Origin of the sequence: Lentzea sp. NEAU-D7 (genome assembly GCF_026242055.1) — a bacterium.
Classification (GTDB): domain Bacteria; phylum Actinomycetota; class Actinomycetes; order Mycobacteriales; family Pseudonocardiaceae; genus Lentzea.
On the sequence record NZ_JAPJDL010000003.1, the window covers coordinates 539,313 to 565,944 of the forward strand.

Annotated in this window: 27 protein-coding genes and 1 tRNA gene; 13 read left to right on the plus strand and 15 right to left on the minus strand. The window is 69.0% G+C overall.

All coding sequences use genetic code 11. The features are described 5' to 3' along the window. Positions 1–33: 33 nt before the first annotated feature. The 4 genes from ORI60_RS09525 to ORI60_RS09540 are packed head-to-tail and all read right to left on the minus strand — an operon-like array spanning position 34 to position 5,148. A complete protein-coding gene (locus tag ORI60_RS09525) occupies positions 34–2,400 on the minus strand; it encodes a glycosyltransferase family 4 protein (RefSeq protein ID WP_266036440.1) in 2,367 nt (788 codons plus the stop codon). Beyond that, complete coding sequence (locus tag ORI60_RS09530) at positions 2,397–3,491, minus strand: acyltransferase family protein (protein ID WP_266036441.1); 1,095 nt, start codon at positions 3,489–3,491, stop codon at positions 2,397–2,399. Before ORI60_RS09530 ends, ORI60_RS09525 begins: the two co-directional genes overlap by 4 nt. Then, on the minus strand, positions 3,488–4,528 hold the full coding sequence (locus ORI60_RS09535; RefSeq protein WP_266036442.1) for a hypothetical protein: 1,041 nt from the start codon (positions 4,526–4,528) through the stop codon (positions 3,488–3,490). The genes ORI60_RS09530 and ORI60_RS09535 overlap by 4 nt, the downstream gene beginning before the upstream one ends. After that, positions 4,525–5,148, minus strand: a complete 624-nt coding sequence (locus tag ORI60_RS09540) for a hypothetical protein (protein WP_266036444.1) — start codon at positions 5,146–5,148, stop codon at positions 4,525–4,527. Before ORI60_RS09540 ends, ORI60_RS09535 begins: the two co-directional genes overlap by 4 nt. A 124-nt stretch (positions 5,149–5,272) precedes the next feature. Between ORI60_RS09540 and msrA the strand changes: the two genes are divergently transcribed. Further along, positions 5,273–5,950 (plus strand): peptide-methionine (S)-S-oxide reductase MsrA, encoded by a 678-nt coding sequence (msrA, locus tag ORI60_RS09545; RefSeq protein WP_266036446.1) that lies wholly within the window; start codon positions 5,273–5,275, stop codon positions 5,948–5,950. 61 nt (positions 5,951–6,011) lie between these two features. Then, on the plus strand, positions 6,012–6,437 hold the full coding sequence (locus ORI60_RS09550; RefSeq protein WP_266036448.1) for a hypothetical protein: 426 nt from the start codon (positions 6,012–6,014) through the stop codon (positions 6,435–6,437). Here ORI60_RS09550 and ORI60_RS09555 read toward each other — a convergent pair. The 4 genes from ORI60_RS09555 to ORI60_RS09570 form a co-directional block, all read right to left on the minus strand. After that, complete coding sequence (locus tag ORI60_RS09555) at positions 6,418–6,774, minus strand: septal ring lytic transglycosylase RlpA family protein (protein WP_266036449.1); 357 nt, start codon at positions 6,772–6,774, stop codon at positions 6,418–6,420. The two genes, ORI60_RS09550 and ORI60_RS09555, sit on opposite strands and share 20 nt — an antisense overlap. A 45-nt stretch (positions 6,775–6,819) precedes the next feature. Continuing rightward, positions 6,820–7,212 (minus strand): contact-dependent growth inhibition system immunity protein, encoded by a 393-nt coding sequence (locus ORI60_RS09560; RefSeq protein ID WP_266036451.1) that lies wholly within the window; start codon positions 7,210–7,212, stop codon positions 6,820–6,822. A 28-nt stretch (positions 7,213–7,240) separates the two neighbouring features. After that, complete coding sequence (locus ORI60_RS09565; RefSeq protein WP_266036453.1) at positions 7,241–7,741, minus strand: hypothetical protein; 501 nt, start codon at positions 7,739–7,741, stop codon at positions 7,241–7,243. Between the two features lie 168 nt (positions 7,742–7,909). Next, a complete protein-coding gene (locus tag ORI60_RS09570; RefSeq protein ID WP_266036455.1) occupies positions 7,910–10,699 on the minus strand; it encodes a BTAD domain-containing putative transcriptional regulator in 2,790 nt (929 codons plus the stop codon). Positions 10,700–11,011: 312 nt separating this feature from the next. Between ORI60_RS09570 and ORI60_RS09575 the strand changes: the two genes are divergently transcribed. Beyond that, on the plus strand, positions 11,012–11,803 hold the full coding sequence (locus ORI60_RS09575; RefSeq protein WP_266036457.1) for a cytochrome P450: 792 nt from the start codon (positions 11,012–11,014) through the stop codon (positions 11,801–11,803). Here the strand turns inward: ORI60_RS09575 and ORI60_RS09580 are convergent. The 3 genes from ORI60_RS09580 to ORI60_RS09590 form a co-directional block, all read right to left on the minus strand. Next, on the minus strand, positions 11,778–12,206 hold the full coding sequence (locus ORI60_RS09580) for an OsmC family protein (protein WP_266036459.1): 429 nt from the start codon (positions 12,204–12,206) through the stop codon (positions 11,778–11,780). The genes ORI60_RS09575 and ORI60_RS09580 overlap by 26 nt on opposite strands. A 157-nt stretch (positions 12,207–12,363) precedes the next feature. Beyond that, positions 12,364–12,436, minus strand: a tRNA-Gly gene (locus ORI60_RS09585). Positions 12,437–12,469: 33 nt separating this feature from the next. Next, positions 12,470–12,868 (minus strand): hypothetical protein, encoded by a 399-nt coding sequence (locus tag ORI60_RS09590; protein ID WP_266036461.1) that lies wholly within the window; start codon positions 12,866–12,868, stop codon positions 12,470–12,472. 159 nt (positions 12,869–13,027) lie between these two features. Between ORI60_RS09590 and ORI60_RS09595 the strand changes: the two genes are divergently transcribed. The 3 genes from ORI60_RS09595 to ORI60_RS09605 all read left to right on the plus strand — a co-directional run bounded on the left by ORI60_RS09595 (position 13,028) and on the right by ORI60_RS09605 (position 15,770). Further along, entirely contained in the window at positions 13,028–14,356 is a 1,329-nt protein-coding gene (locus ORI60_RS09595; protein ID WP_266036463.1) for a sigma-70 family RNA polymerase sigma factor, read from the plus strand. A 94-nt stretch (positions 14,357–14,450) separates the two neighbouring features. Then, entirely contained in the window at positions 14,451–14,888 is a 438-nt protein-coding gene (locus ORI60_RS09600) for a DUF983 domain-containing protein (protein ID WP_266036465.1), read from the plus strand. Between the two features lie 15 nt (positions 14,889–14,903). Continuing rightward, the gene (locus ORI60_RS09605; RefSeq protein ID WP_266036467.1) at positions 14,904–15,770 is read left to right on the plus strand and encodes a DNA-formamidopyrimidine glycosylase family protein; all 867 of its coding nucleotides are present in this window, start codon (positions 14,904–14,906) and stop codon (positions 15,768–15,770) included. A gap of 6 nt (positions 15,771–15,776) precedes the next feature. Here ORI60_RS09605 and ORI60_RS09610 read toward each other — a convergent pair whose 3' ends face one another. From ORI60_RS09610 to ORI60_RS09620, 3 genes are read right to left on the minus strand one after another with little or no spacing between them, the layout of a single operon-like run. Beyond that, the gene (locus tag ORI60_RS09610) at positions 15,777–16,361 is read right to left on the minus strand and encodes a LutC/YkgG family protein (protein WP_266036469.1); all 585 of its coding nucleotides are present in this window, start codon (positions 16,359–16,361) and stop codon (positions 15,777–15,779) included. Next, a complete protein-coding gene (locus tag ORI60_RS09615; protein ID WP_266036471.1) occupies positions 16,358–17,782 on the minus strand; it encodes a LutB/LldF family L-lactate oxidation iron-sulfur protein in 1,425 nt (474 codons plus the stop codon). Before ORI60_RS09615 ends, ORI60_RS09610 begins: the two co-directional genes overlap by 4 nt. Next, positions 17,764–18,471, minus strand: coding sequence for a (Fe-S)-binding protein (locus ORI60_RS09620; RefSeq protein WP_266036472.1), 708 nt, complete (start codon positions 18,469–18,471; stop codon positions 17,764–17,766). Before ORI60_RS09620 ends, ORI60_RS09615 begins: the two co-directional genes overlap by 19 nt. A gap of 111 nt (positions 18,472–18,582) precedes the next feature. Here ORI60_RS09620 and ORI60_RS09625 point away from each other — a divergent pair, with 111 nt between their 5' ends. After that, positions 18,583–19,845, plus strand: coding sequence for a sensor histidine kinase (locus tag ORI60_RS09625; protein ID WP_266036474.1), 1,263 nt, complete (start codon positions 18,583–18,585; stop codon positions 19,843–19,845). Positions 19,846–20,077: 232 nt separating this feature from the next. On the opposite strand, the gene ORI60_RS09630 is transcribed toward ORI60_RS09625, so the two are convergent. After that, entirely contained in the window at positions 20,078–20,245 is a 168-nt protein-coding gene (locus ORI60_RS09630; RefSeq protein ID WP_166048541.1) for a hypothetical protein, read from the minus strand. 98 nt (positions 20,246–20,343) lie between these two features. On the opposite strand from ORI60_RS09630, the gene ORI60_RS09635 reads away from it, so the two are divergent. From ORI60_RS09635 to ORI60_RS09660, 6 genes are all read left to right on the plus strand, one after another. Next, positions 20,344–21,204 carry a S49 family peptidase gene (locus ORI60_RS09635; protein WP_266036479.1) on the plus strand — a complete coding sequence of 287 codons (861 nt, stop codon included), beginning with the start codon at positions 20,344–20,346 and terminating at the stop codon, positions 21,202–21,204. A gap of 63 nt (positions 21,205–21,267) precedes the next feature. After that, positions 21,268–22,134, plus strand: a complete 867-nt coding sequence (locus ORI60_RS09640; protein ID WP_266036481.1) for a LytR/AlgR family response regulator transcription factor — start codon at positions 21,268–21,270, stop codon at positions 22,132–22,134. Then, entirely contained in the window at positions 22,131–22,559 is a 429-nt protein-coding gene (locus tag ORI60_RS09645; protein ID WP_030480300.1) for a hypothetical protein, read from the plus strand. Before ORI60_RS09640 ends, ORI60_RS09645 begins: the two co-directional genes overlap by 4 nt. 1 nt (position 22,560) lies before the next feature. Further along, positions 22,561–24,360: a cation acetate symporter gene (locus ORI60_RS09650; RefSeq protein WP_266036484.1), complete on the plus strand. Its 1,800-nt coding sequence runs from the start codon at positions 22,561–22,563 to the stop codon at positions 24,358–24,360. A gap of 257 nt (positions 24,361–24,617) precedes the next feature. Next, positions 24,618–24,968 carry a DUF485 domain-containing protein gene (locus tag ORI60_RS09655; protein ID WP_266036486.1) on the plus strand — a complete coding sequence of 117 codons (351 nt, stop codon included), beginning with the start codon at positions 24,618–24,620 and terminating at the stop codon, positions 24,966–24,968. Then, positions 24,965–26,557, plus strand: a complete 1,593-nt coding sequence (locus tag ORI60_RS09660; protein ID WP_266036488.1) for a cation acetate symporter — start codon at positions 24,965–24,967, stop codon at positions 26,555–26,557. Before ORI60_RS09655 ends, ORI60_RS09660 begins: the two co-directional genes overlap by 4 nt. The last annotated feature ends 75 nt before the right edge of the window (positions 26,558–26,632 follow it).

Consider the following 26,632-nt stretch of genomic DNA (forward strand, 5'->3'; position numbering starts at 1 on the left):
GCTGACCGGCCAACCGCCAAGTCGTGATCCGGCCTATCGGACCGTTGGTCCGGATGACCTATAGCGCTCGACCTGACTGACCACCCGCAGTATCGCCTTGCGTAGAACCGGCGAGACACCTCGCCCAGCCGCCGGTTCCGGTTCGGGAACGACGGGCGGAGCCGGGTGGGAACGCTCCCGCCAGGCCTGCAACGCGTCCCCGACCTGGTCCTCGATCCATTTCGCTGCCGCTTCGGTGCTGCGCGTGCGACGCAGATGGTCCCGCGCGGCCAGCCCTCGTTCGGCGGCTCGTGCCGGATCGTCCGCGACCTCGCGCATGGCCTGCGCGGCCGCGTCGAGATCCGGTTCGGCCCAGTGCGCGTCAGGCGGATACGGCGCGGCGTCTGGTCCGACCTCAACGATCTCGTACGGCACCGGCCAGCAGTTCACCGGGTCCAGGAACTCGGCCGTGCCGGAGTAGTCGGTGCTGATCACCGGGATGCCCATGGACATCGCCTCGGCGACCGTGAAGCCGAAGCCCTCCGAGCGGTGCAGCGACACGTAGCAGTCGCTGTTCTCGTAGAGCTCGTGCAGTTCCTGCGCGGACAGGTACTTCTCGATCAGCGTGATCCGGTCGTCCAGCGCGACGGCGGCCCGCAGCTGCTCGGCGGCCGGGACGTGCTGCTTGCCGTTGATCACCTTCAGCACCAGCTCGACGTCGTCGCGACCGGGGAAGGCACGCCGGAACGCCTCGATGGTGCCGAGCGGGTTCTTGCGCTTGAAGACGCTGTTGAAGTCCATCGCGAAGAGGAACCTGGTACGCCCGCCCGGTTTTCTGGTGACCGCTGCCCGTTCCTTGACCGGGATGGGGAACACCTTCACGGGCTTGGTGGTGTGCGCGGCGATCGCCTCGCGGCAGAACTCGCTGATCGTCCAGATCTCGTCGAGGCTGTCGTAGACGTGCATCGACTCGGGGAACTCGTCGAGCTCCCACGACCACACGCCGATCTTGTGCCGGCCCTCGGCGACCTCGGGGTGCGCCCGCAGCACCGCCTGGGTGAGGTCGGCGTTCACGCAGAGGACGCTGACCGGGAACCGCGGCCTGCTGACGTCCTCCGGGGCGTCGATGCCGAGCTCGTTGACCACGAACTCGTCCTCGATCACGGACGCCGTGGGCACGTTCGCCGCGGCGAGCGCGTCGTGCAGCGACCGGCCCAGCTCACCGACGCCGAGCACCGCGGTGAGGTGGCCGAGTAGGTTGACGCCGAGCTCGTCGTTCGCGGGCGTGATCGGCGCGGGCGGTGCCGGGATCGCCCAGGTGGGCAGGTCGCCCGCCGGCACCCCGAACGCCCGCAGCCAGTCGAGGTAGCCGGGGTTGGCCGCGTCGTTGTAGTAGCCGCGCAGGTCAGCACGGTCGCGCCAGATCGCGGCGGCCCACCGGTTCAGCGTGCCGAGCTCGGGTTCGGTCAGCCAGTCGCGGAACGGCTTGCCGCTGAACGCGTGCGGCGCCTGCTCGTCGTCCTCGACCCAGGCCTTCCGGTAGATCGCGCGGAGCAGCGGCGTGATCTTGGTGCCGTCGCTCAGTTCGCTCAGCCACGACGGCGCCACGTCCTCCGGCGCGATGAACCCGGCCTCGGTCAGCGCCGCGGCGTAGCGGGCGACCACCGGTGCCAGGTCGGGGCGCGCGGAGAGCAGCGTGCGCGGACGCCCGGCGAGGTGCGAGCTCAGCAGCCACGGCCTGGTCGCGTCGAACCCGAGCAGGTCGATCACCTGAGTACCGGCGCCGACCTGCCGTTCGAAGGCGTTCCAGACGCCGGCCGTCGTGCGCGCGACGTGGTGCTCCCGCTGGCTCACGGCCTGGTCGAACCACGCCTGGTCGGCCCACACGGCACGGCCGAGGTCGATGGCGTGGAAGGTGCGGACGGCCTCCGCCCAGCTGTCCAGGAACTCCGCCGCACCCTGCGAGACCACGACGAAACCGGGGTCGAACACCCCGGTGCCGACCAGCCGGCCCTCGTCCGACCGCACGTCGTCGAAAGGCCGCTGGAAGTGCGGCGAGACCACGAGCGCGTGCCGGCCGGTGAGCAGGTCGTCCATCGGCGCCAGCACGAAGCTCGACGACGTGAGGTGCACGGCGACATCGGCGTCGAGGAGGAGCTCGCGCAGCAACAACGGCTTCAGCGCCTCGGCGAGCTGCTCCGGCGGGTAGGCGGTGGCCAGGCTGAAGTAGTCGTCCTCGGGCACCCCCATCGCACCCGGACCCAGCAGCGTGACGCCGTCCTCCGAGCGGGCGCCGGGTTCGGCGTCGAGCACGGCGATGACGAACCGGCTGCCGGGGTGGTGCTCCAGGTACGACCGGGCGAGCACCGTCGCCAGCGGCAGCCCGCTCTCCCTGGTGATCGTGCATGCGACCGCGTTCATGTCCCCCGGTTCCCCTGACCAATGGTCGACCTGGTGCTGCGTGCCTTCGTCCGCTTCCGGTACCACTGCTCCACCGGAGTCTCCACGAAGCGGTACATCAGCTCTGTCGCGATGAGCACCACGACGATCGCGATGCACATGGCCAGCCAGTATCCGGTGAACGGGGTGATCAGGCGACGCAACGGAATGCCGACCGGGATGTGCAGCAGGTAGATGCCGTACGTGCGCTTGGAGGCCACCGCGACCCACCGCGCCCGCACCAGTTTTCCGTCGGCTCGGCTGGCCAGCAACACCACGATCAACAGGATGGCGAGAGTACGCGGGTAAGCCTCACCGTTGCCCGGCCAGGTCTCGCTGGTCAGGTCCGCCCTGATGAAGAGCAGGAACTGCATCGCGCCGAGGGAGACACCGGCGAGCATCGGCAGCCTCCCCGACCGCACGAGTGCGATCAGCTGTCCGATGAACAGCACGGGGAGGAACGTCGCCACCTGGCGGAGGAAGCTGAACGGCGGCCCGCCCTCCGGCGGTACGACGGAGATCAGCACCGACACGAGCGTGACCGCGACGGCCTGAGGCACCCACGGCCAGCGCCTGAGCAGCGGCATGGTCGCGATGACGTAGAAGTAGAAGACGAACTGGAGCGCCAGCGTCCAGTCGATGCCGAGCACCTCGGACGTCCCGGGTACCAGGTAGTTGACCAGGAACGCGTTCAGGAACAGGTCGTTGAAGTCCGCGGGCAGGGTGGCGGGCAGCAGCCCCAGGCTGACCGCGGACCAGGCGATGAACACCGCGACCCACAACGCGGGGAGCAGCCGCACCGTCCGCCGCGCCAGGAACTCGGGACCGCTCTCCCGGAACGACGCTCCGGTGATCACCATGCCGCTGATCAGGAGGAACACCGCCACGCCCGCGAACCCGAGGGTGGGGTTCAGGTGCAGCGTGTCGACCAGGAGCGAGTTGACCTCGTTCGCGGTGGCGTACTGCTGGCGGTCGAGGTGGATCCAGTCCGCGTAGTGGTGGTAGACGACGGCGACCGACGCGACGACGCGGACGAAGTCGAGTCCGGGCATGTACCCCGGCTTGTTGCTCATGCCGGTACTCGCAGCACGAGCCGATGGCAGGCCGATGCGGCCGCGCCCGTCGCGACCACCGCGACGGCCAGTGCCACGCCTACGGGCAAGAACCCGAGCACGTCCATCACCGCGTATCCCACGACGCCCTGGAGCAGGGCGAGCCAGACGGCGTGGTCGCTGAGCCAGCGCACCGCGGAGAAGCTCGTGAGTCGTGCGGCCAGGTCACCGCTGAACACGACACCCAGTGCGACCAGCAGCATCGTGAACACCGCCGGGACCGGGTACCACCACCTGGCGAACTCGGGCTTGAGCGTCTGCAGCATCACCATGACGAACACGCTCAGGAACCCGAACGCGACCACGAACCCCGACTTGAGCCCTGCCCGCTGAGCGAGTGCGATCAACTGCCCCACGGCCACCAACGGGAAGAAGACGATCACCCCGGCCAGCCGGCTGTCCGGCGCGACGGCGACCACGGCCGCCGACAGCACGATCTGCCCGAGCGGCACGACCAGCATCGCCAGACCGCGGTACTCGTTGATCACCGCCGCGGCCGCGGCGCCTGCCAGCAGGAGCAGCACGAGCCATGCCAGCGGCAAGAGCAGCTGGACTCCGTTCACCACCTGACTGACGAGCGTGATGTTTCCGGCGGCCGCGAGGACGCCGGTCATCGGGGCCAGGGGAGCGGTCCAGACCTGTGCGCCAAGCGCTGCGACGATCGTGGCGAGGACCGCGCTGACCCCGGCAGGGAGGTAGCCGCGCACCAGTTGCCACCGCAGCGGAGCGCGGTCGAGCTGTGCGAGGTAGCCGCCGGTCGTGAGCAGCAGCATGACCGCGAACACGCCGAAGTCCTCACCGATGCCCAGCGGCCGGTTCAGCACGTGCCGCACCGCGTCGAGGTAGCCGAGGCGGACGCCGTGCTGGGTCGTCCACAGCCCGATGAGGAAGCCGTGCAGGACCAGGACGGCGGCGACAGCGCGGATCAGCACGACGCCGGGCCTCGGTACGTGCGTCGCCTCGGCGTTCGGCGCCGCGGAGGTACCGGTCGAGATCATTCCGGCTCGGCTTCCGCCGGGGAGCGTGCGAGCTGCCGCTCGAGCAGGTCCACGACCTGGTCCGTGGCGCTGGGGCCGTAGCCGTCCACTCGCAGCACGTCGCGGCCGCGGACGTAGTGCGCGTGGTAGACCGCGCTGTCGTCCTCGTGGACGAAACGGCGCAGCAGGACGTCGTCCCCGCCGGGGACGAGCTGGTGGTTGCCGCGCTTGTAGAGCCCGTCGAACTCGTCCAGCGCGGCGAACGGGTCCGCGCCGTCCCGCAGCGTGAACCTCCAGACGCCCAGCACCGTGCCGTCCGTCCGCCTGGTCACGCGTGCGTCGATCTTGGCGACGCCGGTCGCCCGGGCGATCTCGAGCTCGTCCTCGGACAGCAGCGTGTCGCGTTCGAAGATCTCCGTGCGGCCGGTCTTCTTGAACGCTATGTCGCCGGGAGGGTCCACCAGAGGGTCGGTGCTTTCGACGTACGGCAATCGGGGCGTCGGGTCCGGAGTCGTCACGACATCGCTCGCGTAGGCGTTGCCGGAGCCGTCTCCCCAGACCGCCCACGCCCCCGCGCCGACGGCGACGAGCAGCGCGAGCACGGCCACGACGGGCGCGGCTCGGCGGGCGCGAGCGGACATGGCGGAACCCCCAGCGAACGACGGTGCGGAAATTCTCGCTGATCGTCAGTTGCTTTGGTGCCCGATTGGGATGCTTTCATGTGCCAAGTCACATCGAAGCCCGATGATCCATACAATGCAGGTCATGGCCCTGTTCGGTCGAGACAAAGCCCGCCGGGTGACGGACGCCGACGCGTTGCCGGGCCGTCCGGACCCGATCACCGTGGCCGACTCTCACGCGGTGTTCCCGGACCGTCGCATTGCGCCACCGTTCCCCTCCGGCCACCGCACCGCGGTCTTCGGGCTGGGCTGCTTCTGGGGCGCCGAACGGCTCTTCTGGCGAACACCCGGCGTCTGGTCCACGGCCGTCGGCTACGCGGGCGGTGTCACCCCGAACCCGACCTACGAAGAGGTCTGCTCGGGCCGCACCGACCACGCCGAGGTCGTCCTCGTCGTCTTCGACCCCGGCGCGCTGCCGTTCCAGGACCTGCTGCGGGTGTTCTGGGAGGGCCACGACCCGACCCAGGGCATGCGGCAGGGCGCGGACGTCGGCACGCAGTACCGGTCGGTGGTCCTGTACGCCGACGAAGGGCAGCGGGTCACCGCCGAGGCTTCCGCGGCCGTGTACCAGCGGGCGCTGAGCGAGGCGGGGCGCGGGGCGATCACCACGGAGCTGGCGCCGCTGAAGGAGTTCTACTACGCGGAGGACTACCACCAGCAGTACCTGTCCGACGCCAAGAACCCCTACGGCTACTGCGGACTGGGCGGCACCGGTGTGTCGTGCCCGGTGGGGTTGAACCTCGGCTCCGAGCCGACCGGCTGATCAGCAGAAGATCAGGCCGCACTGCCTGGTCGTGGTGGTGGTGGTCGGCGGCCGAGGGCGCGTGGTCGTCGTCGTGACGGGCGGCGGCGCCTTTGTCGTAGTCGTGGTCGTCGTGGTGGTTGTCGTCGTAGTGGTCGTGGTGGTGCTGCTGGTCGTCGACTTGGAACTCGACGACGCTGCGGACGATGAGCTGGACGCCACTGTCTGTGACGGAGATTCGGATTCCGTGGGAAGCAGCGAAGGCGTGTTGATGAGCGAGACGCGGGCCGGGAAATCGCTGTCCGGTGCGGTCGGATCGCTCGCCACGAGCGATCCGACATACGTCCCCAGCACGCAAAACGCAGCGACGACCACGCCGATCAACGCTCCGGTTGCGAGCCTGGCAGGCCCACTCATCGCCGCGAACACCCGGACTGACTATCTCGTTCACTCGATTGGGTCAAGCAAACTGGCTTTTTTCTACTCGTTCACACCTTTGTCACGGTGACGCCCACTACGCCCTGTGACAGCGGAGCGATCGCCTTGAAGGCCTTGGGGGTCAGGTCGACGCAGCGACCGGTGATGAACGGGCCCCGGTCGTTGATCCGCACGGTCACCGTCTTGCCGTTGGAGCGGTTCTTCACCTTGACCTTGGTGCCGAACGGCAAGGTCTTGTGCGCGGCGGTCAGCTTGTTCGGATCGAAGCGCTCGCCGCTGGCGGTGGTCCCGCCGCCCGAGTAGTAGGAAGCCTTGCAGGTCTCGGCGGAAGCCACGGGGGAGAAGAGCACAGCGGTGGCGGCGAGAGAGGCCAGCGTGAGGCCGGCCGCCGCGAGAGTCTTTGCCATGGTGCAAGCAACTCACGCACCGGCAAAGAGCCGCCTAATGCGTGCTTAACCGGGGAACTGCTCCGCCGCGGACACCAGCAGGTGCCAGTCGCCGTCCGGCAGGGTGCGCAGTCGATCAAGCAAAGCGGACATCCTGGCCAGCAACGCTGGGTGATCGGCCCAGAACGAGGGATCTACTCTCAGTAGAGCGGCGAGCAGGTCGCCGGGGTACAGGGCGACCGACCGCAGCGGGTCGCACTCCACGTGTTCCAGCGCCAGCAGCGCGGTCACGTCCAGCCCCACCTGGTGCGTCACGAGCAGGTGCAACGACGTCGGCGTCAGCTGCCCGACCGGCAGATCGCGCAACGCACACAGGTCCCGGTAGAGCTGGGTCGACGACGAGTCGGGCCTTCCCCAGTCGTCCTCGCTGAGGTGCGCCAGCGTTCTGTCCCGGTCCACGCACCCATAGTCCTCGCAAAGGGAGGCGCTAGCGGGCCGATGGAGGCAACGGTTCGGCATTGGGCGACTGCCAGCCCACGCGGACGAGCACCTCGCCCTCGTGCAGCAGCGGCTCCGACGCCAGGCCCCACACGGTCGACGCCAGCAGCACGGCGCTCACCGCCTCGCCCGTGCTCAGCCAGTCGTGCCCGAGCATCCGCAGCAGCACTCCTCTGTGCCGTGCCACCAGCTCCAGCTCGCAGTTCTCCGCGCGGGCGGCGTGCAGGAGCCACGTCAGCGCCGAGTCCGGCACCTCGTCGTCCAGGTAGGGGCGCGGATCGGCCCTGCGCAACGAGATCGCCGCCGCGGAGGCCACCTCGCACGAGAACGGGTCCAGTTCCCAGCGCGGGTGCACCGACGCGACCTGGCCGTCCGGCTGAGGGGTCCGCAGCACGTGGCAGTCCCAGCCCATCGCCGACAACGCGACCCGTGTGTGGTGCAGCACCGCACCGCACGCGAGCATCGCCGTCTGGTCCGTGCGTGTGGTCACGAGTTCAAGGCACTCGTTGCCGTTCCGCCACCGCCACGGCGGAACGATGCCGAACGACGGTGCTCTGGCGGCTAGTTTCAGCACTTCCTCGACGGTTCCCGCGTCAGGTGTGCGAACGCTGGTCCTCATCCGGACAGCGTCCCGGCGCCCGGTTGCACGGAGCCTGCGTCACGACTGCGCGGCCGCGACCACCGCAGGCACGGTCATCGCCGCACCGCGCGAGAAGTGGTCCTCGTAGGCCTCAGGTCCCAAGGCCTGACGGCACAACGCCACGCAGTGGTCGTGCGACGCCGCGAAGTTCGCCGACCCGAAGAGCGGCAACCCGACCGACTGCCACACCCGGTCCGCGCCGCCCAGCAGCAACGCGGCGTGCGAGGCGGACCCGGTGACGACCGAGATCAACGCCAGCAGCTCCACCGAGACGGCGATGCCCAGCAGGTCGTTGAACTTCTCCTTGATGCGCAACGAGGACACGGCCAGCTCGCGGGCCTCGACGACGTCGCCCCGTCCCATCGCCACGAAGGCCAGGACGTACAACGCGAACGCGCGCGCCCACAGCTCGCCGTTCTCCTCGCACACAAGCCGTGCCTTGGTGCAGATCTCCGCCGCACGGTCGAGTTCGCCGCCGAACGCCACGGTGATCGCCAGCGCCACCCGCGCCATGACCACGTTGCTGTCCATGTGCCCGAGCTCGGCATGTCTGCGGTCGGCTTCGGCCAGCAGCCTCGCGCCCAGCGGCAGGTCGTCGTCGAACACCGCCGCCGCGCCCTGCACGTAGGTCGCGTAGACGTCGGCGTCCTCGTCTCCCAGCGCCGCGGCCTCGGCGCGGCAGGCCTCCAGCAACGCCGGCACCGCGGAGGTGTTGCCCTGCAACGTCGCCAGGTACCCGGTGACCCACAACGCCTTGCAGCGCGCCCGTGACGGCTCGGTCTCCAGGGACAGCGCCCAGTTCAGCCAGTGCCGGCCCTCGGCGAACCGCCCGCAGCCGACCCAGTAGAACCACAGCGTCGCCGCGAGTCGCAGGCCCGCGTCGGCCTCGCCGGGTGTCGTCAACGAGTGTTCCAGCGCCGCCCGCAGGTTGCCGCGCTCGGCCGCCATCGCCGCGACGGTCGCTACCTGCCGTGGCGTGAACCAGGCCTGTTCTCCTTGCAACGCAATGCCTGCGTACCAGTCACGATGGCGTGTCTTCAGCCGTGGCTCCTCATCGCCCGCACGCAACCGCGTCTGCCCGAACTGGCGCATGGTCTCCAGCAACCGATAGCGCGCCACGCCCGCGCGTTCTTCGCGCTGCAGCACGGACTTCTCGACCAGCCCGTCGACCGCGTCGAACATGAAGTCCGCGGTCAGCGAGTCGTCCGAGCACACCGCCTCCGCCGCGGCCAGGTCGAAACTACCGGCGAACACCGACGCCCGCGCCCACAGCAGCTGCTCGCGCGGTGAGCAGAGGTCGAAGCTCCACTCCATCGTCGCGAGCAGGGTCTGGTGCTGCGGCAACGCGGTCCGCCCGCCGTCGGTCAGGACCCGGAACCTGTCGTCCAGCCGTTCCAGCAGCTGCGCCGGAGTCAGCGCGCGCACCCGCATCGCCGCCATCTCGATCGCCAGCGGGATGCCGTCCAGCCGCCGGCACAGGTCGCTGACGGCCTGCTCGTTCGCCGCCGTGATGACGAACGAGCCGGGAATCGCCGCATCAGCGCGTTGGGCGAACAACGTCGCCGCCGGATACGGCACGGACAACGGCGCCACGGACATGACCTGCTCTCCGTAGACGCGCAGCGCGCGCCGGGACGTGGCGATGACACGGAGGTTCGGCGCCACCCGCAGCAGCGTGTCCACCAGCACCGCGCAGTGGTCCACGACGTGCTCGCAGTTGTCCAGCACCAGCAACGCGTCCTTGCCCGCCAGGAACTCCGTGAGCACGGTCAGCTGCCCGCGTCCGGTCTGGTCCACCACGCCCAGCGCCTCGGCGACGGTGTGCGGCACGAGAGCCCTGTCGCGCAACGCCGCGAGCTCCACCAGCCACACGCCGTCCGGCGGCTTCTCGCCGCGCGCCACGTGCATCGCGAGCCGCGTCTTGCCCACCCCGCCGACGCCGGTCAGCGTGACCAGCCGGTGCCTCCTGATCAGGTCCGCGACGTGCGCGGTCTCCGGGCGGTCCACGAAGCTCGACCGGTCGGCGGGCAGGTTGCCGCGCACCACGACCGGCGTGCGTTCCGGCAGGTCGAGGCGCGGGTCGGCGGTCAGCACCGCCTGTTCGAGGTCGCGCAGCCGGGGGCCGGGCTCGATGCCGAGCTCGTCGACCAGGACGCTGCGCGCCCGCTGGAACGCGGCCAGCGACTCGGCCTGCCGCCCGGACCGGTAGAGCGCGATCATCAGCTGCTCCCACAGCCGCTCGCGGAACGGATGCCGCTCCACGAGCGCGTTGACCAGCGGCGCCACCGCGGCGTGCTCGCCGAGCGCGAGCGATGCCTCCATCAGCTCCTCGGTCGCGTCCATGCGCAGGTCGATGAGCCGCGCGGACTCGTGCCGCGTCCACTCGCCGGGACGGCAGTCCGCGAGCGGATCGCCCGTCCACAACGCGAGGGCTTCGCGCAGCAACTTCGCGGACGCCAACGGCTCGTCGCTGTGCCGCGCCGCCGCGACGAGCGCCTCGAACCGTGCGGCGTCGACGGTGTCCGCGGGCGCGTTCAGCACGTAACCCGGCTCGCGGGTGGTGATCAGCTCACCCAGCCCGGCGTCGCGGATCTGACCGCGCAGGCGCGCGAGCAGGCTGTGCAGGGTCTTCGTGGCGGACGCCGGCACCTCGTCCGACCAGAGCGCGTCGACGAGCGCACTCCTCGGCACCGTTTCACCTGGGTTCAGCGCCAGCCGTGCCACGAGTGTTCTCTGTCCCGCGCTGCTGAGCTGAACTGCTCCGTTCGGGCCGGTGAGTTCGAGCGGCCCGAGCAGCCGGATGATCACGTTTTTGGTCCTGTCGTCAGCCCCCGACAAAGGCTGGAACCGCGCAAAGATAGCGCAATGGAATTCGACCCGAGAATCAACGCCCGGCGCGTCACCGCATACGCCGACCTGCGTGCCGTGCTGGCTGATCCGGTGACGTTCTCCTCCCGGAACATGGCAGGTCCGCAGGTCGCGGCCGTGGCGGCACTGATGCCGCCGGAGCAGCGGCGATTACTCGAATTGATGTCCTCGCTGAATGCGGCGGACGGCACGAGGCACGCCAGAATTCGCGCGGCGGCGAATCAGAAATTCACTCCAACGGCCGTGCGCCGAATGGCTGACCCGATCAGGGAACGCGCGAGGACCCTGCTCGACGGCCTCCCGGCGGAAGCCGAGTTCGTCAGCGAGTTCGCCGCGCCGTTCGCGCTCGGGGTCGTCGGTGACGTGCTCGGCGTGCCCGAAGCGGACTTCCCGCTGTTCCGGGAGTTCGTGGCACCGGTGCTGGAGCTGACCAGCGGTGAGGAGGTCAACGAGCGCGCGCTCGGGTCGTACTTCGCCGGGATGAACGAGTTCTGCGCCTACTTCGCGCGCTCGGACGCGTTCCGGGGCGGGCAGCTGTCCGAGCAGGAGCGGCTGTCGCTGTGCCTCGCGATCGTCGTGGCCGGCACCGACTCGACGACGAACATGCTGGCCAGCACGTTCCTGCGGTTGGACGCGAAGGAGCTTCGGCTGGGCGGCGTCGTGGAGGAGGTGGTGCGGCTCGACACGCCGTTCATCGGGTTCTTCCGGACGGCGACGTGCCCGGTGACCACGCGCGGGGTGCGGATCGAGGAGGGCGAGCACCTGTTCCTCGACTACGCGGCCGGCAACCGCGACCCGAAGGTGTTCAGCGAGGACTTCGACCCCGGCAGGCCGTCCGTGCCGGGACACCTCGGCTTCGGGCACGGGCCGCACTACTGCCTGGGCGCCCAGCTGGCGCGGCTGGAGGGCCGGATCGTCGCCGAAGAGCTGCTCGACCGCTCGTCCGAGGTGGCCGAGCAGCCCGGCGACGTGCGCTACCGCAGGCACCTGATCAGTCACGGGCCCGCGGAGCTGCGGTTCAGACCAGGGAAGCGTCGAGGGTGATGTTCTCGACGGCGGCGAGCGCCTTGGAGACCGGGCAGTTCGCCTTGGCGCCCTCGGCGGCCGCGACGAAGTCCTCCTGGGACAGGCCGGGCACGTTCGCGCGGACGGTCAGGTGGATGCCGGTGATGCCGACGCCAGCCTGGAACGAGACCTCGGCCTTGGTGTCGATCGAGGTGGGCGGCGTGCCCGCGCCGGTCAGGCCGTGCGAGAGCGCCATCGAGTAGCAGGACGAGTGCGCGGCGGCGATGAGCTCCTCGGGGCTGGTCTTGCCGCCCGCCTCCTCGGCGCGCGCCTTCCAGTCGATGTCGAAGCTGCCGCTGTTGGAGGTGGCGAGGCTGACGTTTCCCTTGCCCTCGACGAGGGAGCCTTCCCAGTGAGCGTTTGCCGTCTGCTTGATGGCCATGATCTCCAGGTCCTTGTCGAACAGGCTCGATCAGGTTGATGCGAGCGGTCTGAGACCACCTTTTCACGGGTGGCCCCCGAGATCACCTCGAGGACCGCGTGAACATCCCCAAAAACGAAAGAAGCCCGGCGTCCTGGGACACCGGGCTTCTTTCGAGAGCGGATGACGAGACTCGAACTCGCGACCCTCACCTTGGCAAGGTGATGCGCTACCAACTGCGCTACATCCGCACTGCCTTACGGGAGAGAACTATACAGCAGGGGTTAGACGGCATCTTGCGAGGGGGGTGCCAAACCGGCCAGCAGTTGATCTACCTCGTCCAACTGCTCCTTCGGCCAGCGCCACTCCCACAGCGCCCGCACCTTGGGCAGCACGTCGACCGGCAGCCACGCGGCCACCTCCTCGCGGAGGTCCCAGTCGTCGAAGACGTGCTCGTAGAAGCTGACCAGTGCCGCGTTCTCGAGGAACTGCTCTTGCTGGTGGAAGCACCAGTGCGCGAAGCCGTACGCGCGGCGCAGCACCTCGTCGTCCTGCTCGCGGTGCGCTTCCTGGACCAGCTGGTACAGCTCGGAGAAGAAGACGTGGCAGGACCACTCCTCGGTTTCGGCGACAGCACGGAGTTCCGGCACGAGGGCCGAAGCACGTTCTCGCCAGTCCACCACGTGCGTGACGATAGTCGCTCGATCTTGTCGCGCCGACCGTCCGACGCCCACCTGTAACCGTCCTGTCACCGATTGCGTTGCGCTGATCAGCCCACGCCGAACGGATGGTCTTGTATATCGACCTGTTCTCATCGAGCGGCAGGTCTGGCCCCTTGTGGCATGTTGAAGCGTGTGATGGTCGACGAGAACGAGGTCGACCGGGACCTGCTCGCCAGAGTGCGCGAGGGAGACGACTCGGCCTACGGCGAACTGTTCTCCCGGCATGCGGACGCGATCCGCCGTTTTTCTCTCAGGCACGTCCGGGAGGCGGCCGAGGCCGACGACCTCACCGCTGAATCGTTCTTCCGCATGCTCCAGGCGATCCGCCGCGGCAGCGGGCCGACCGACCACGTCCGCACCTACCTGCTCACCGTCGCGCGCCGCGTCGCGTGGGAGTGGAGCGGGCGGCGCCGCGACGTGCCGGTGGAGGACGAGGAGCTGGGCCGTCGCGTCGAGCCGGTGAGCGACAACGCGAACAGCAGGGCCGAGCACAACCTCATCACCAGGGCCTTCTCCAGCCTGCCCGAACGCTGGCGGGTCGTGCTGTGGCGCGTCGAGGTCGAGGGCGAGCGCCCCGCCTCCGTGGCACCGCACTTCGGACTCTCGCCGAACGCCATGTCGGCGTTGGCCCGCCGTGCGCGCGAGGGGTTGCGTGCGGCGTACTTGCAGGCACACCTCGCGGCAGACGACGGGCGTTCGTCGTGCGCTGCGATCCGCTCGAAGCTCGGCACCTACACCGCGGGCGGGGTCCAGGGCGTCGAGGAACGCCGGATCCGCGCCCACCTCGACACCTGTTCCGCCTGCACGCAGCTCCACACCGAGCTGAACGAGGTCTGCGCGACGTTGCGCGCCAGCGCGGCGTACCTGATCGTGCCGTCGGCGCTGGGGCTCGCGTTCGCCGGGAAGGTGTTCCTGACCAAGGCGAAACTGGCGGTCGCGGCGGCGAGCGTGGCGACCGTCGGCCTGTTCGGGACGGTGGCCGCCGTGTTCAACGGTGCCGCGGGCGTCGCCGTGCTGCAGCCGGACCAGAACCCGGTGATCGCCATGGAGACGTCCGGGTCGTCGAGCTCCGAGCACAGCCAGGAGCTCGTGGTGGCCCAGCCGCCCGCTCCCGAGCAGCAGCGGGTCGAGCCGCGCCGGGAGAACGTGGTCAACCCCGGCAAGCAGCGCCAGGAGACGACCGTGCGCAGGACCGCCTCGTCGGTGCCGGCGCTGGCCGGCGAGCAGCACCAGGACCCGCCGGTGGAGCGGGCCGAGACGATCGTCGAGTCGTCGGACCAGGCCGGCCTGGTCAGCACGGTGTCGACGACGACGTCGCGCGAGGTGAAGTCGCTCGACGTGCAGTCGAAGTCGTCCGAACCGCCGACGACGTCCTCCCCGCCGTGCTCGTCGCCGCGGACCACGGTCACGACGGCCACGCTCTACCCGACAGAGCCGCGCCTGAACTGACGGTGACGATCAAGGTCTGGCGAGTTCACCCACAAGGCTCTGCCCGCGCCAGGTACGGTTTCACCAAGACCGACCGAGCGTGGGAGACGGGTACATGACGCGGCTGGTGCGCGGTGCGGACGGGCGGATGTGGACGGTCCACAGCCGCATCGAGTGGCGCAACCCGGTGGAGTCCGACGATTTCGAACACGACGTCAGCGGCGGTGTTCTGCCCGGCATCATGATGGCGGGCATGCTCGCCGTGATGGTGGTCGTGCTGATCGCCTGGACGCCGGAGCAGGTCGTCGTGCCGGCGTGGCTGATCCTCGCCCTGATCTTCCTGTTCGCCTTCTTCCCGGTCCGCTGGGCGCTGCGCCGCCCGCACACGCTGGTCGCGGAGAGCAAGGCCACTGCCGACGAACTGCCACCCGAGCGGTGGATCGGGTCCGTTCGCGGCCCGATGGCGGTGCGTCAGGAGGCCTCCCGGGTCGCCAGGACGATCGAGATGCACTCGCTGCCGGACGTCGAAGGTCCGTTGCAACCCGTCGACTGATGCGACACTGGACCGGTGCCCGAGCTACCCGAGGTAGAAGCACTGGTTCACCACCTGCGTGAGAACGCGGTGGGCCGTGTGGTGCACCGCGTCGACGTCGCATCGCTGCAGGTGCTCAAGACGTTCGACCCGCCGTGGACGGCGCTGCACGGCCAGGAGGTCGTGGCCGCGCACCGGCACGGCAAGCACCTCGACCTGGAGGTCGCGGACGGTCTGCACCTGGTCGTGCACCTCGCCCGTGCCGGCTGGCTGCGCTGGGCCGACACGATGTCCGCGCCTCCTCCCAAGCAGGGCCGCGGGCCGCTGGCGTTGCGCGTCCACCTCGGTCCGCCCGGCCAGGGTCCGGGGTTCGACCTGACGGAAGCGGGCACGAAGAAGGGCCTCGCGGCGTGGATCGTGCGCGACCCGAAGAGCATCGCGAGCGTCGCCAGGCTGGGCCCCGACGCGCTGGGGATCGCCCGCACCCAGCTGGAAGACCTGTTCGACAAGCGGACCGAGCGGCTCAAGACGTCGCTCACGGACCAGAGCCTGATCGCGGGCATCGGCAACGCCTACTCCGACGAGATCATGCACATGGCGCGGCTCTCGCCGTACGCGACGACGGGCAAGCTCAACTCGGAGCAGCTCGACCACCTGCACGAGGCGATGCTCACGACCCTGACCGATGCGGTCGCACGGTCCGTCGGGCAGGACGCCGCGCGCCTGAAGGGTGAGAAGCGGTCGGGGTTGCGGGTGCACGCGCGCACGGGGCTGCCGTGTCCGGTCTGCGGTGACACGGTGCGTGAGGTGTCGTTCGCGGACAAGGCGTTCCAGTACTGCCCGACGTGCCAGACCGGCGGCAAGCCGCTGGCCGACCGCCGGTTGTCCCGCCTGCTCAAGTGACCGCCGCTAGCTGACGATCAAGACCTCCAGGGTGCGGGGGCCGTGGACGCCCTCCACCCGGCTCAGCTCGATGTCGCTGGTGGCCGACGGGCCGCTGATGAACGTCAGCGGCCGCGTCGATTCCAACCGCTGCAACGCCTCTGGCACCGACGCCGCGATCTGTTCCTCGCGGACCACGCACAGGTGGTAGTCGGGCAGCAGGGTGAGCGCGCGGCGTCCCTGGCCCTCGCTGCCGTCCAGCACGATCGTGCCGGTGTCCGCGATCGCGACCGCGCACCCGGTGAGCACGCCGTCGGCCTGGTCGAGTTCGTCGATCGTGAGCGGTTCGCGCAGCCAGGTGACGCCGTCGATCAACCACTCTTCAGGAACGCCCTGGGGCGCAACGATCCTCTTGCCCTCCAGGGAGGCTAGAGCTCCAGGCACGTCGCTGACGACGCGCACGATCGCGCGGTAGTCGGCGACCCGTTCGGCGAACAGCTCGACGCCGCCGGGCCCCGTCCGGTTGTAGCCCCGGACGACAGGCCGGGCGGGCGGCACCTTCGCGTCGCGGATGCGCTGAAGGATCTCTTCTCGTGCGGCGGTATTGATCACTCTTGGCAACGGTTCTTCCTCCACCAGGCGCGGAACGACTCGGCGGGCGGTGCGGGCACGTCGCGGGAGGACGTCCACCTCGACCCCGGCCACGGCAGTGACGTGATCTTGCCGTCCCTGGCCAGGAATCGTGCCAGGGCACCGGCTTTCTGCGCCTTCTCGTAGCGCGAGGCCTCCCTGAACATCCACGCGGCGGCCGCCATCGCCACCGACTCCGGCGTGCGTCCCTTGGCCTCCACGACCTCGGCACGCAGGTGCGTGAGGACGGACGGGATGTCGATCCGCACCGGGCACACCTCGAAGCAGGCGCCGCAGAGCGAAGAGGCGAAGGGAAGTGAGGCCGCCTGCGGGTCGTGCAGGTCGCCGACCAGTTGCGGCGTCAGGATCGCGCCGATCGGTCCGGGGTAGACCGAGCCGTACGACTTTCCGCCGGTGCGTTCGTAGACGGGGCAGACGTTGAGGCACGCCGAGCAGCGGATGCACCGCAGTGCCTGGCGCCCGACGGAATCCGTCAACGTCGCGGTGCGGCCGTTGTCGATCAGCACGAGGTGGAACCGCTGCGGGCCGTCGCCGGGGGTCACGCCGGTCCACACGCTCGTGTACGGGTTCATCCGCTCCGCGGTGGACGAGCGGGGCAGCAGCTGCAGGAAGACTTCGAGGTCCTGCCACGTCGGCACGAGCTTCTCGATCCCCATCACGGTGATCAGGGTCTCCGGCAGCGTCAGGCACATCCGGCCGTTGCCCTCGGACTCCAGCACCACGATCGAGCCGGTGTCGGCGACGGCGAAGTTCGCTCCCGAGATGGCCACCTTGGTGGTCAGGAACTTCTCGCGCAGGTACACCCGCGCCGCCTCGGCGAGGTCCGCCGGTTCGTCGGAGACCTCGACCCCCATGCGGCGCTGGAAGATCTCGCGGATCTCCGAGCGGTTGCGGTGGATCGCGGGCACCAGGATGTGCGACGGCCGGTCCTCGCCGAGCTGCACGATCAGCTCGGCGAGGTCGGTCTCGATCGCGTGCACGCCACCGGCCTCGAGGGCCTCGTTGAGCCCGATCTCGGCCGTGGCCATGGACTTGACCTTGACGACCTCGTCCGCCTGTTCGGCGCGGCAGAGGTCGAGCACGATCCGGTTCGCCTCTTCGGCGTCCCGCGCCCAGTGCACGACGCCGCCGCGGGCCGTGACCGACTCCTCCAGCTCGACGAGGAGGGTGTCGAGACGCGCCAGGACGTCGTCCTTGATCTGCTCGCCGGCGACCCTGAGCATCTCCCAGTCGGTCATCTCGGCGACCGCCGCCTCCCTGCGCCCCCGGATGGTGCCGGTGGCCCTGCGCAGGTTCTGCCGCAGCTGGGTGTCCTGCAAAGCCTCCCTCGCGGCCTTGGGGAACGCCGGGCTGCCCAGCCACGTCACCGGGTTGCGAGCCACGGGTCCTCCTCCGTCGAAGCCAGGATCTCCGCCAGGTGCACCGGCCGCACGCCCGCGCGCAGCCGCGAGAGCCCACCTCCGATGTGCATGAGGCAGGAGTTGTCACCGGCGGACAGCACCTCGGCACCGGTGTCGAGCACGCACCGCATCTTGTCCGCGAGCATCGCCGTGGACGTCTCGGCGTTCTTCACCGCGAACGTGCCGCCGAAGCCGCAGCACTGCGTCGAGTCCGGAAGTTCCACCAGATCGAGTGCCTTCACGGCCCTGAGCAGCGCCAACGGCTTGTCACCGACCCCCAGCATGCGCAGCGAGTGGCACGTGGGGTGGTAGGTGACCCGGTGGGGGAACCAGGCGCCGACGTCGGTCACGCCGAGCACGTCGACCAGGAACTCCGCGAGCTCGAACGTCCGCGGCGGGGACTCACCCAGGGTGGGGTGGACCTCCCGGACCATGCCGGCGCACGACCCGGATGGCGCAACCACGTAGTCGTAGCTTCCGAATACGTCGGTGTACTTGCGGGCCAGCGGCTTCGCATGGTCCCGATAGCCGGTGTTGAAGTGCATCTGGCCGCAGCACGTCTGCTCGAGCGGGAACTCGACCGAACAGTCGAGGCGCTCCAGCAGACGCACCACGGCACGGGCCGTCTCCGGGAAGAACGTGTCCGTCAGGCAGGTTGCGAACAGTGCCACTTTCACGCGCACACCCTCTCCCCAAATTCATCGGATGTCTACCCTGGCCGGTGGACCGTACGGGGGTACGCCGGGCGCGCCTCTTGCTATAGGGGTGCCCCACAGCACAGCATGTGCACCGTGGGCGACCTGTTGACCGAGCGCGCCGTGCTCGGTGTCATCGCGACCCTGGCCGTTCTGGGCCTCTTCGTGATGCTGTGCCGCGCTCGACGAGTCAGCACCTCCGTCGAGGATGCTGTGATGGACATGCTCGACCGCATGTCCAAGGCGTCGAGCGACCTCCGCGCGGGCCTGACCCAGGAGGCCGCCGACAAGGCCACGCCCCACCTGCGCGAGATGCTGCGGTGCGTCGCGGTCGCCATCACCGACGAAGAGGGCACCGTCCTGTCGTGGGACGGCGGCGCGAACGACCACTACGAGTACCTCCGCGACACGGTGGCCCGTGCCATCAACAACTGCCACAAGGAGCACGTCGACCACCGCAAGCTCGGCTGCGAGCTGCAGGGTCCGTGCTCACTGCACAGCGTCGTCGTGGTGCCCCTGGTCGTCGAAGGGGACGTCGCGGGCACGTTGATCGTGGTCTCCGGCGTCGCCTCGAAGCGCCAGATCCGCATGGCCGAGGAGACCGCCCGCTTCGTCTCGACCCAGCTCGAGCTGGAAGTCGTCCAGAAGCAGCGGCAGGCACTGGCCCAGGCCGAGGTGAAGGCCCTGCGAGCCCAGATCTCGCCGCACTTCGTCTACAACGCGCTGAACACGATCTCCTCGCTCATCCGCACCGACCCGTCGCACGCCCGAGAGCTGCTGCAGGAGTTCGCGGAGTTCACGCGCTACTCGTTCCGCACCGACGGCCTGTTCACGACGCTGGCCGACGAGCTGACGAACATCCACCGCTACCTGACCATCGAACAGGCCCGATACGGCTCACGCCTGAACGTGCGCCTGAGGATCGCCCCCGAGGTCCTGCAGGTCGTCCTGCCGTTCCTCGTGCTGCAGCCCCTGGTCGAGAACGCGGTGCGCCACGGCCTCGCCAAGAAGCCCGGCGGCGGCATGCTCACCATCACCGCCGAGGACAACGGCAGCGAGGCCCTGATCAGCGTCGAGGACGACGGCGTCGGCATGGACCCGGACCGCCTCGACGACATCAAGGACGCCCACCAGACCGGCGCGCACGTCGGCATCGGCAACATCAACGACCGCATGCGCACGGTGTTCGGCGCCGAGTACGCGCTGGTCGTGGAGACGGCGCCGAACGCGGGCACCAAGGTCATCCTGAAGGTGCCGAAGTTCGCCCGCAACGTGCTGCCGAACCTGAACATCGGGTCGCAGATGACCGACGAGCCGATGACGGCGGAGCAACCGGTGGTCCGCGCCTGACCTGCGCTGATGTGCAGGCGAGAAGTTGCAAGGTCAATCATGCTCAACCCCGGCGGGCAACGTGCCGATTGTGGTGTTGACCAATGAACAGCCGGCCGTTTGAGCAACCAGGGGCCGGCCGGGAGCAAAGGCCACACCAGTGCAGGAACAGCAAGCACCCGAGCGAGTCCGCGTCTGCATCAAGTGCACCGCCAAGGGGTTCAACAGCTGCAAGTGCTGACGAGCACCCGGCTCAGCGAGCGGCGACCGCCAAAGTCGTGATCAGCACGACGGCGCACACGCTCCAGCTCACCCACATCCAGTAGATGTGCATCGGCGTCGGCCCGGCGGCGTTCTGCCTGCCCCGGTCGTCCCACCACTCGACATACCGTTCGAGCCAGCGGATCGGGTTGAACGTCACAGCCCGAACCTAGCATCTTGTGTTCCAGGTCACGCGGGAGCAACCGACAGCGCAGTTGGGCTCCCGCGTGTCCGCGAAACGCACGTACTGTCGAGTACATGAGCGTCACGGACAAGATCGCGGCCAGGCTCCCGAGGGTCATGGACCGGGGTGAGCGGCCGCCGGTGGTCGCGGCGGTGCGGTTGCACGGGGTCATCACCCCGCAGTCCTCGCCTGTCGCGCGCAACACGATCAACCTCCAGAACGTCGAGTCGGCCATCAACCGCGCGTTCGACAACGAGCGCCTGATCGCCGTGGCCCTGCTCATCAACTCCCCGGGTGGCGCGCCCACCCAGAGCGCACTGATCGCCGAGCGCATCCGTGAGCTCGCCACGAAGAAGCACGTGCCGGTGCTCGCGTTCTGCGAGGACGTGGCGGCGTCCGGCGGTTACTGGCTGGCCTGTGCTGGTGACGAGATCTACGCGCACGGCACCTCTCTCGTGGGTTCCATCGGTGTCGTGAGCGCCGGGTTCGGGCTCAACGGCCTGCTGGACAAGGCCGGCGTCGAGCGCCGCGTCTACACGGCGGGTGAGAACAAGGTGCGGCTCGACCCGTTCCAGGCCGAGAAGCCCGAGGACGTCGAGTGGCTGAAGGGCCTGCACGCGGATCTGCACGAGCAGTTCAAGGCGTGGGTCACCGAACGGCGCGGCGCCAAGCTCAAGACCGAGGAAGACCTCTTCAGCGGTGAGATCTGGACCGGCACGAAGGCGCAGCAGCTCGGCCTGATCGACGGCATCGGCACCATCCGGAGCGTCATCGCCAAGCGCTTCCCGGACGCCGAGCTCACGATCGCGGAGCCGCGCAAGCCCCTGCTGGCCAAGCTCGGGCTGACCGGGGCGTCCACCCGATCGGGCGATCTCGTGGCGCAGGTGCTCGCGAGCGTCGAGGAACGTGCGCGCTGGTCCCGATTCGGGCTGTGAGCATCAGTTCGGTTTCACAGGGCGTGTCGGGACCTACCCCGGCGTAGACATGACCGCACATTGATGGGCAAGATGCCCGACACAGTGAGTACCCAAGACAACGCCGGTCTCCTCGTCCTCGCAGTCGATGACGAGGCTCCTGGCCTGAGCGAGATCAAGTTCCTGCTCGAGAGCAGCCCTCACATCAGGCGCGTCCTCACGGCGTTCGACGCCGCCGAGGCCCTGCGCATCCTGAGGGGTGACTACGAGCAGGAGGTCATGGCGCGGACCAAGGCCGGCCTGCCGCCGGTCGACGCGGTGTTCGCGGACATCAACATGCCCGGACTGTCCGGAATGGACCTCGCGCGGGTGCTCAGTGCGTTCCGGTATCCGCCGGCGCTCGTCTTCGTGACGGGCGTCGAGGAACGCGACGCGCTCGTCACGGCGTTCGACGTCGGCGCGCTCGACTTCATCAACAAGCCGATCAACGAGGAGCGGGTCCTCAAGGCGATCTCGCGGGTCGCGGACCGGGTGGGCCGCACGGCGGCGCCGGCGAACCCGTCGGGCCCGGCCGCGCAGAACCCCGCCGAACCGACCGACGACGAGGTCATCCCCGTCGAGCTCGGCGGCACCATCAAGCTCGTGCCGCGCGCGTCCGTGCGGTACGTCGAGGCGCAGGGCGACTACGCCCGCCTGCACACGCAGGACGGCAGCCACCTCGTCCGCATCCCGCTAGCGCAGCTCGAAGAACGCTGGGCGAACGCGGGGTTCGTGCGCATCCACCGCTCGTACCTGGTGGCGTTGCCGCTGGTGAGCGAGCTGCGGATGACGGCGAACGGCTACGCGGTCGTCATCGGCACCGGTGACGGTGCCAAGGAGCTCCCGGTGAGCCGCCGGCACACCAAGGAGCTCAAGGAACGGATCGTGCGACCGCCGAAGAGCGGCTGGTGAGCAGGCACGACGCGGGAAAGCCCGAGCCACCCGCCCGGGAGGCCTGGCTCGGCGAGCAGGGCAGCAGGCCTCGCCGCCGCAGGGTCGTGCTCGCGGACTCCACGAAGAAGAGCGGCAAGGCGTTACGAACGATCATCGAGCTGGAGGAGCAGACCAGCGTCGGTGAGAAGCTGGTCCGCGACCTCATCCGGCAGCAGCTCAAGTCCGCGTTCGGGCTCGCGTTCGCCGTCCTGATCGGGATGTGCCTGCTCCCGATCACCTTCTACCTCGTTCCCTCGATCGGGGAACTGAAGATCCTCGGCATTCCCATCCCGTGGCTCGTGCTCGGTCTCGCGCCCTTCCCGATCCTCTACGGCGTCGGGTGGGTCTTCCGCAGACAGGCCGAACGGCACGAGCGCGACTTCGTGAACATGGTCGACCGCTGACGTGAACGCCACCATCTACAGCCTCAGCGCCATCGTCGCCGTTGCGGCCGTGACGTTCCTGCTCGGCTACGTCGGGTCGCGCAAGGCGAACACCACCCCGGACTTCCTGGTGGCGCGCCGCGCGATCCCGGCCACCCGCAACGCCGCCGCGATCTCCGGCGAGTACCTGTCCGCGGCCTCGTTCCTCGGTGTCGCCGGGCTCGTGCTCAAGGACGGCGTCGACGCGCTCTGGTACCCGGTCGGCTTCACCGCCGGCTACCTGGCGCTGCTGCTGTTCGTCGCCGCACCGCTGCGCCGCTCCGGCGCGTACACGCTGCCCGACTTCGCCGAGGCCCGCCTGGGATCGGTGAACGTGCGGCACTTCAGCACGTTCTTCGTGGTGTGCATCGGCGTGCTGTACCTGGTGCCGCAGCTGCAGTCCGCCGGCCTGACGCTGACCACGATCACCGGCCTGCCCGCGTGGTTCGGCGGCCTGGTCGTCACGGTCATCGTGGTGGTCAACGTGCTGGGCGGCGGCATGCGCGCGATCACGCTCGTGCAGGCGTTCCAGTACTGGGGCAAGCTCTTCGCGATCGCCGCGCCCACGTTCGTGCTCTTCGTGGTGTTCCTGGCCTCGCCGGACCGCGGCACGCAGCCGATCAGCGACGACGGCGTGGTCCGGTTCCCGAAGGCCGAGTCGGTCACCATCGCCGAGCAGGTCGTGAAGGTCCGCGTCGACGAACCGCTGACGCTGGAGGTGCGCGGCCAGATCGACGGCAGGAACGCGGACGGGGCGGTATTCTGGGGCCGCGGCGTCTACGAGCTGAGCCCCGGCACGACGATGGAGTTCAAGGCGGGCAGCCCGGTGCCGGTGGTCGAGGGCTCGCCGACCAGCAACTTCGACTGGACGCGGCCGCAGACCGGCGGCCTCTCCGAGCTGATCAGGACCTACTCGCTGATCTTCGCGACGTTCCTCGGCACGATGGGCCTGCCGCACGTGCTGGTCCGCTTCTACACGAACCCGGACGGCAAGGCGGCCCGCCGGACGGCGCTGCACGTGCTCTACCTGCTGGGCCTGTTCTACATCTTCCCGACGGTGCTGGGCGTGCTGTCGCGGCTCTACCTGCCGCAGCTGCTGGTGAACGGCAAGACCGACGCGGCGGTGCTGATGCTGCCCGAGACGATGCTGCCGAACCTGGGCGGTCAGATCGTCGGTGCGATCGTCGCGGCGGGCGCGTTCGCGGCGTTCCTGTCGACCTCCTCGGGCCTCGTGGTGTCGGTCGCCGGGGTGGTCTCGACGGACATCATGCCGGGCAAGGTTCGTGACTTCCGGTGGGCAACCGTGTTCACCGGACTCGTGGCGATCGGTCTCGCCCTGCTGCTGCCGCGCTCCGACGCGTCACTGACCGTGGCCATGTCCTTCGCGCTGGCCGCGTCGACGTTCTGCCCGCTTCTGGTCCTCGGCATCTGGTGGCGGGGACTGACCTGGGTCGGCGCCGTCTGCGGCCTCGTGGTCGGTGGCGGCATGGTCATCACCGCTCAGGTCGTCAGCGTCGTGAGCTCCTACACCGGCCGCTGGGCGCCCGCGTTCATCACGCAGCCTGCGCTGATCACCGTGCCGGTCGCGTTCATCACCATGATCGTGGTCAGCAAGGCGACCCGCAGACGGGTGCCGGCGGACGTCAATCAGATCCTGCTCCGCCTCCACGCCCCGGACCCGCTGGGTTTCATCCAGGACCGCTCCATCGCCCGCTTCGGGACCGCCGAGGAGAAGGCCCGTCTGGCGGACGACAAGCGCAGGGGAGCTGGCCGGACACGGTAAGTAGCCGCCGTTTCAAATGGGTGAAAATTGGTCACTCGAATCGGTGAACGGTGAACAAGGTCACGCAGAGTGCTGTTCGTCTACGCATACTGACCGTTCGTCGCATCACCCGACTGCTGGGCGCAACGGCACGAACGGGGTCTTACCTGAGTGACTCAAGTCTCCATACGGTCTCGACCAAGAACGGACCGCACCTGGAGGCATTACGTGCACGTCACGTTGCTGACACCTACGACGAGTACCGCGAGGAGGGGCCTGTGAGCACCGTCGATCACACCCCGTCTGAGTCGGCCCCAGACGCGCAGAAGTGGGCCGACGTCCAAGCGAGCGATGACTTCGCGGAGCTGAAGCATCGACTGCGAAAGTTCGTATTCCCCGTCACCGGCCTGTTCCTCGCGTGGTACCTGCTGTACGTACTGCTCGCGGACTACGCGCACGGCTTCATGTCCACCAAGGTGTTCGGCAACATCAACGTCGGGCTCATCTTCGGCCTGCTGCAGTTCGTGTCGACGTTCGTCATCACGACGCTGTACGTGCGGCACGCGAACAAGAACCTCGACCCGCTGGCGGAGAAGCTCCGCAACGAGATCGAGGGAGACGGCAAGTGAACGAGTCCAGCCCAATCCTCAACATCAGCATCTTCGGTGTCTTCGTCCTGATCACGCTGTTCGTGGTCATCCGGGCGAGCCGGAACAACAAGACCGCTGCCGACTACCTGGCCGCCGGTCGTGCGTTCACGGGTCCCCAGAACGGCATCGCGATCGCGGGTGACTACCTCTCGGCCGCGTCGTTCCTCGGCATCGCGGGCGCCATCGCGCTCAACGGCTACGACGGCTTCCTGTACTCGATCGGCTTCCTGGTGGCGTGGCTCATCGCGCTGCTGCTGGTCGCCGAGCTGCTGCGCAACACCGGCAAGTACACGATGGGCGACGTGCTGAGCTTCCGGATGCGCCAGCGTCCGGTCCGCGCCGCCGCCGCCACGTCGACGATGGCCGTCTCGTTCTTCTACCTGCTGGCCCAGATGGCCGGTGCCGGTGGTCTCGTCGCCCTGCTGCTCGGCATCACGGGCGCGGGTGGCCAGGCGATCGTCATCGCCGTGGTCGGCGCCCTGATGATCGCCTACGTCCTCATCGGCGGCATGAAGGGCACCACCTGGGTGCAGATCATCAAGGCGGTCCTGCTGATCGCCGGTGCCGGCATCATGACCGTCTGGGTGCTCGCCAAGTACGGCTTCAACCTCTCGTCCGTGCTCGGCGCCGCTGTCGACGCCGCGCCGAAGGCGGGCGAGAAGCTCCTCGGCCCCGGCCTGCAGTACGGCAAGACCGGTGTCAGCAAGCTGGACTTCCTCTCGCTGGCGCTGGCCCTGGTGCTCGGCACCGCGGGTCTGCCGCACATCCTGATGCGCTTCTACACCGTGCCGACGGCGAAGGAAGCCCGTCGCTCGGTCGTGTGGGCCATCTGGCTGATCGGCATCTTCTACCTGTTCACCCTGGTCCTGGGCTACGGCGCCGGCGCGCTCGTCGGTCCGGACGCGATCAACGCGGCTCCCGGCAAGGCCAACTCGGCCGCGCCGCTGCTCGCGCTGGAACTGGGTGGCCCGATCCTGCTCGGCCTGATCGCGGCCGTCGCCTTCGCGACGATCCTCGCGGTCGTGGCGGGCTTGACGATCACGGCGTCGGCGTCGTTCGCGCACGACATCTACGCCAACATCATCAAGAAGGGCCAGGCGGAGGACAAGGACTCCGAGGTCAAGGTCGCCCGCCTCACCGCGATCGTGATCGGCCTGGTGTCCATCGGTGGCGGCATCATCGCCAACGGCCAGAACATCGCGTTCCTCGTGGCGCTGGCGTTCGCGGTCGCGGCCTCGGCCAACCTGCCGACGATCCTCTACTCGCTGTTCTGGAAGAGGTTCAACACCTCGGGCGCGCTGTGGAGCATCTACGGCGGTCTGGTCGTCACGATCACCCTGATCGTCCTGTCGCCCGCCGTCTCCGGCTCGCCGACCTCGATGTTCAAGAACGCCGACTTCGCGCTCTTCCCGCTGTCGAACCCCGGCATCGTGTCGATCCCCGTCGCGTTCCTGCTCGGCTACGTCGGCACGATCCTGTCCAAGGAGAAGGCCGACCCCGTCAAGCAGGCCGAGATGGAGGTCCGCTCCCTCACCGGTGCGGGCGCCGAGAAGGCCATCGCGCACTAGTACGCGCAACACCGAGAACGGGCCGTCCCTGCGGGGGCGGCCCGTTCTTCGTGTTGTGCAACCCTGCAGGTGCTG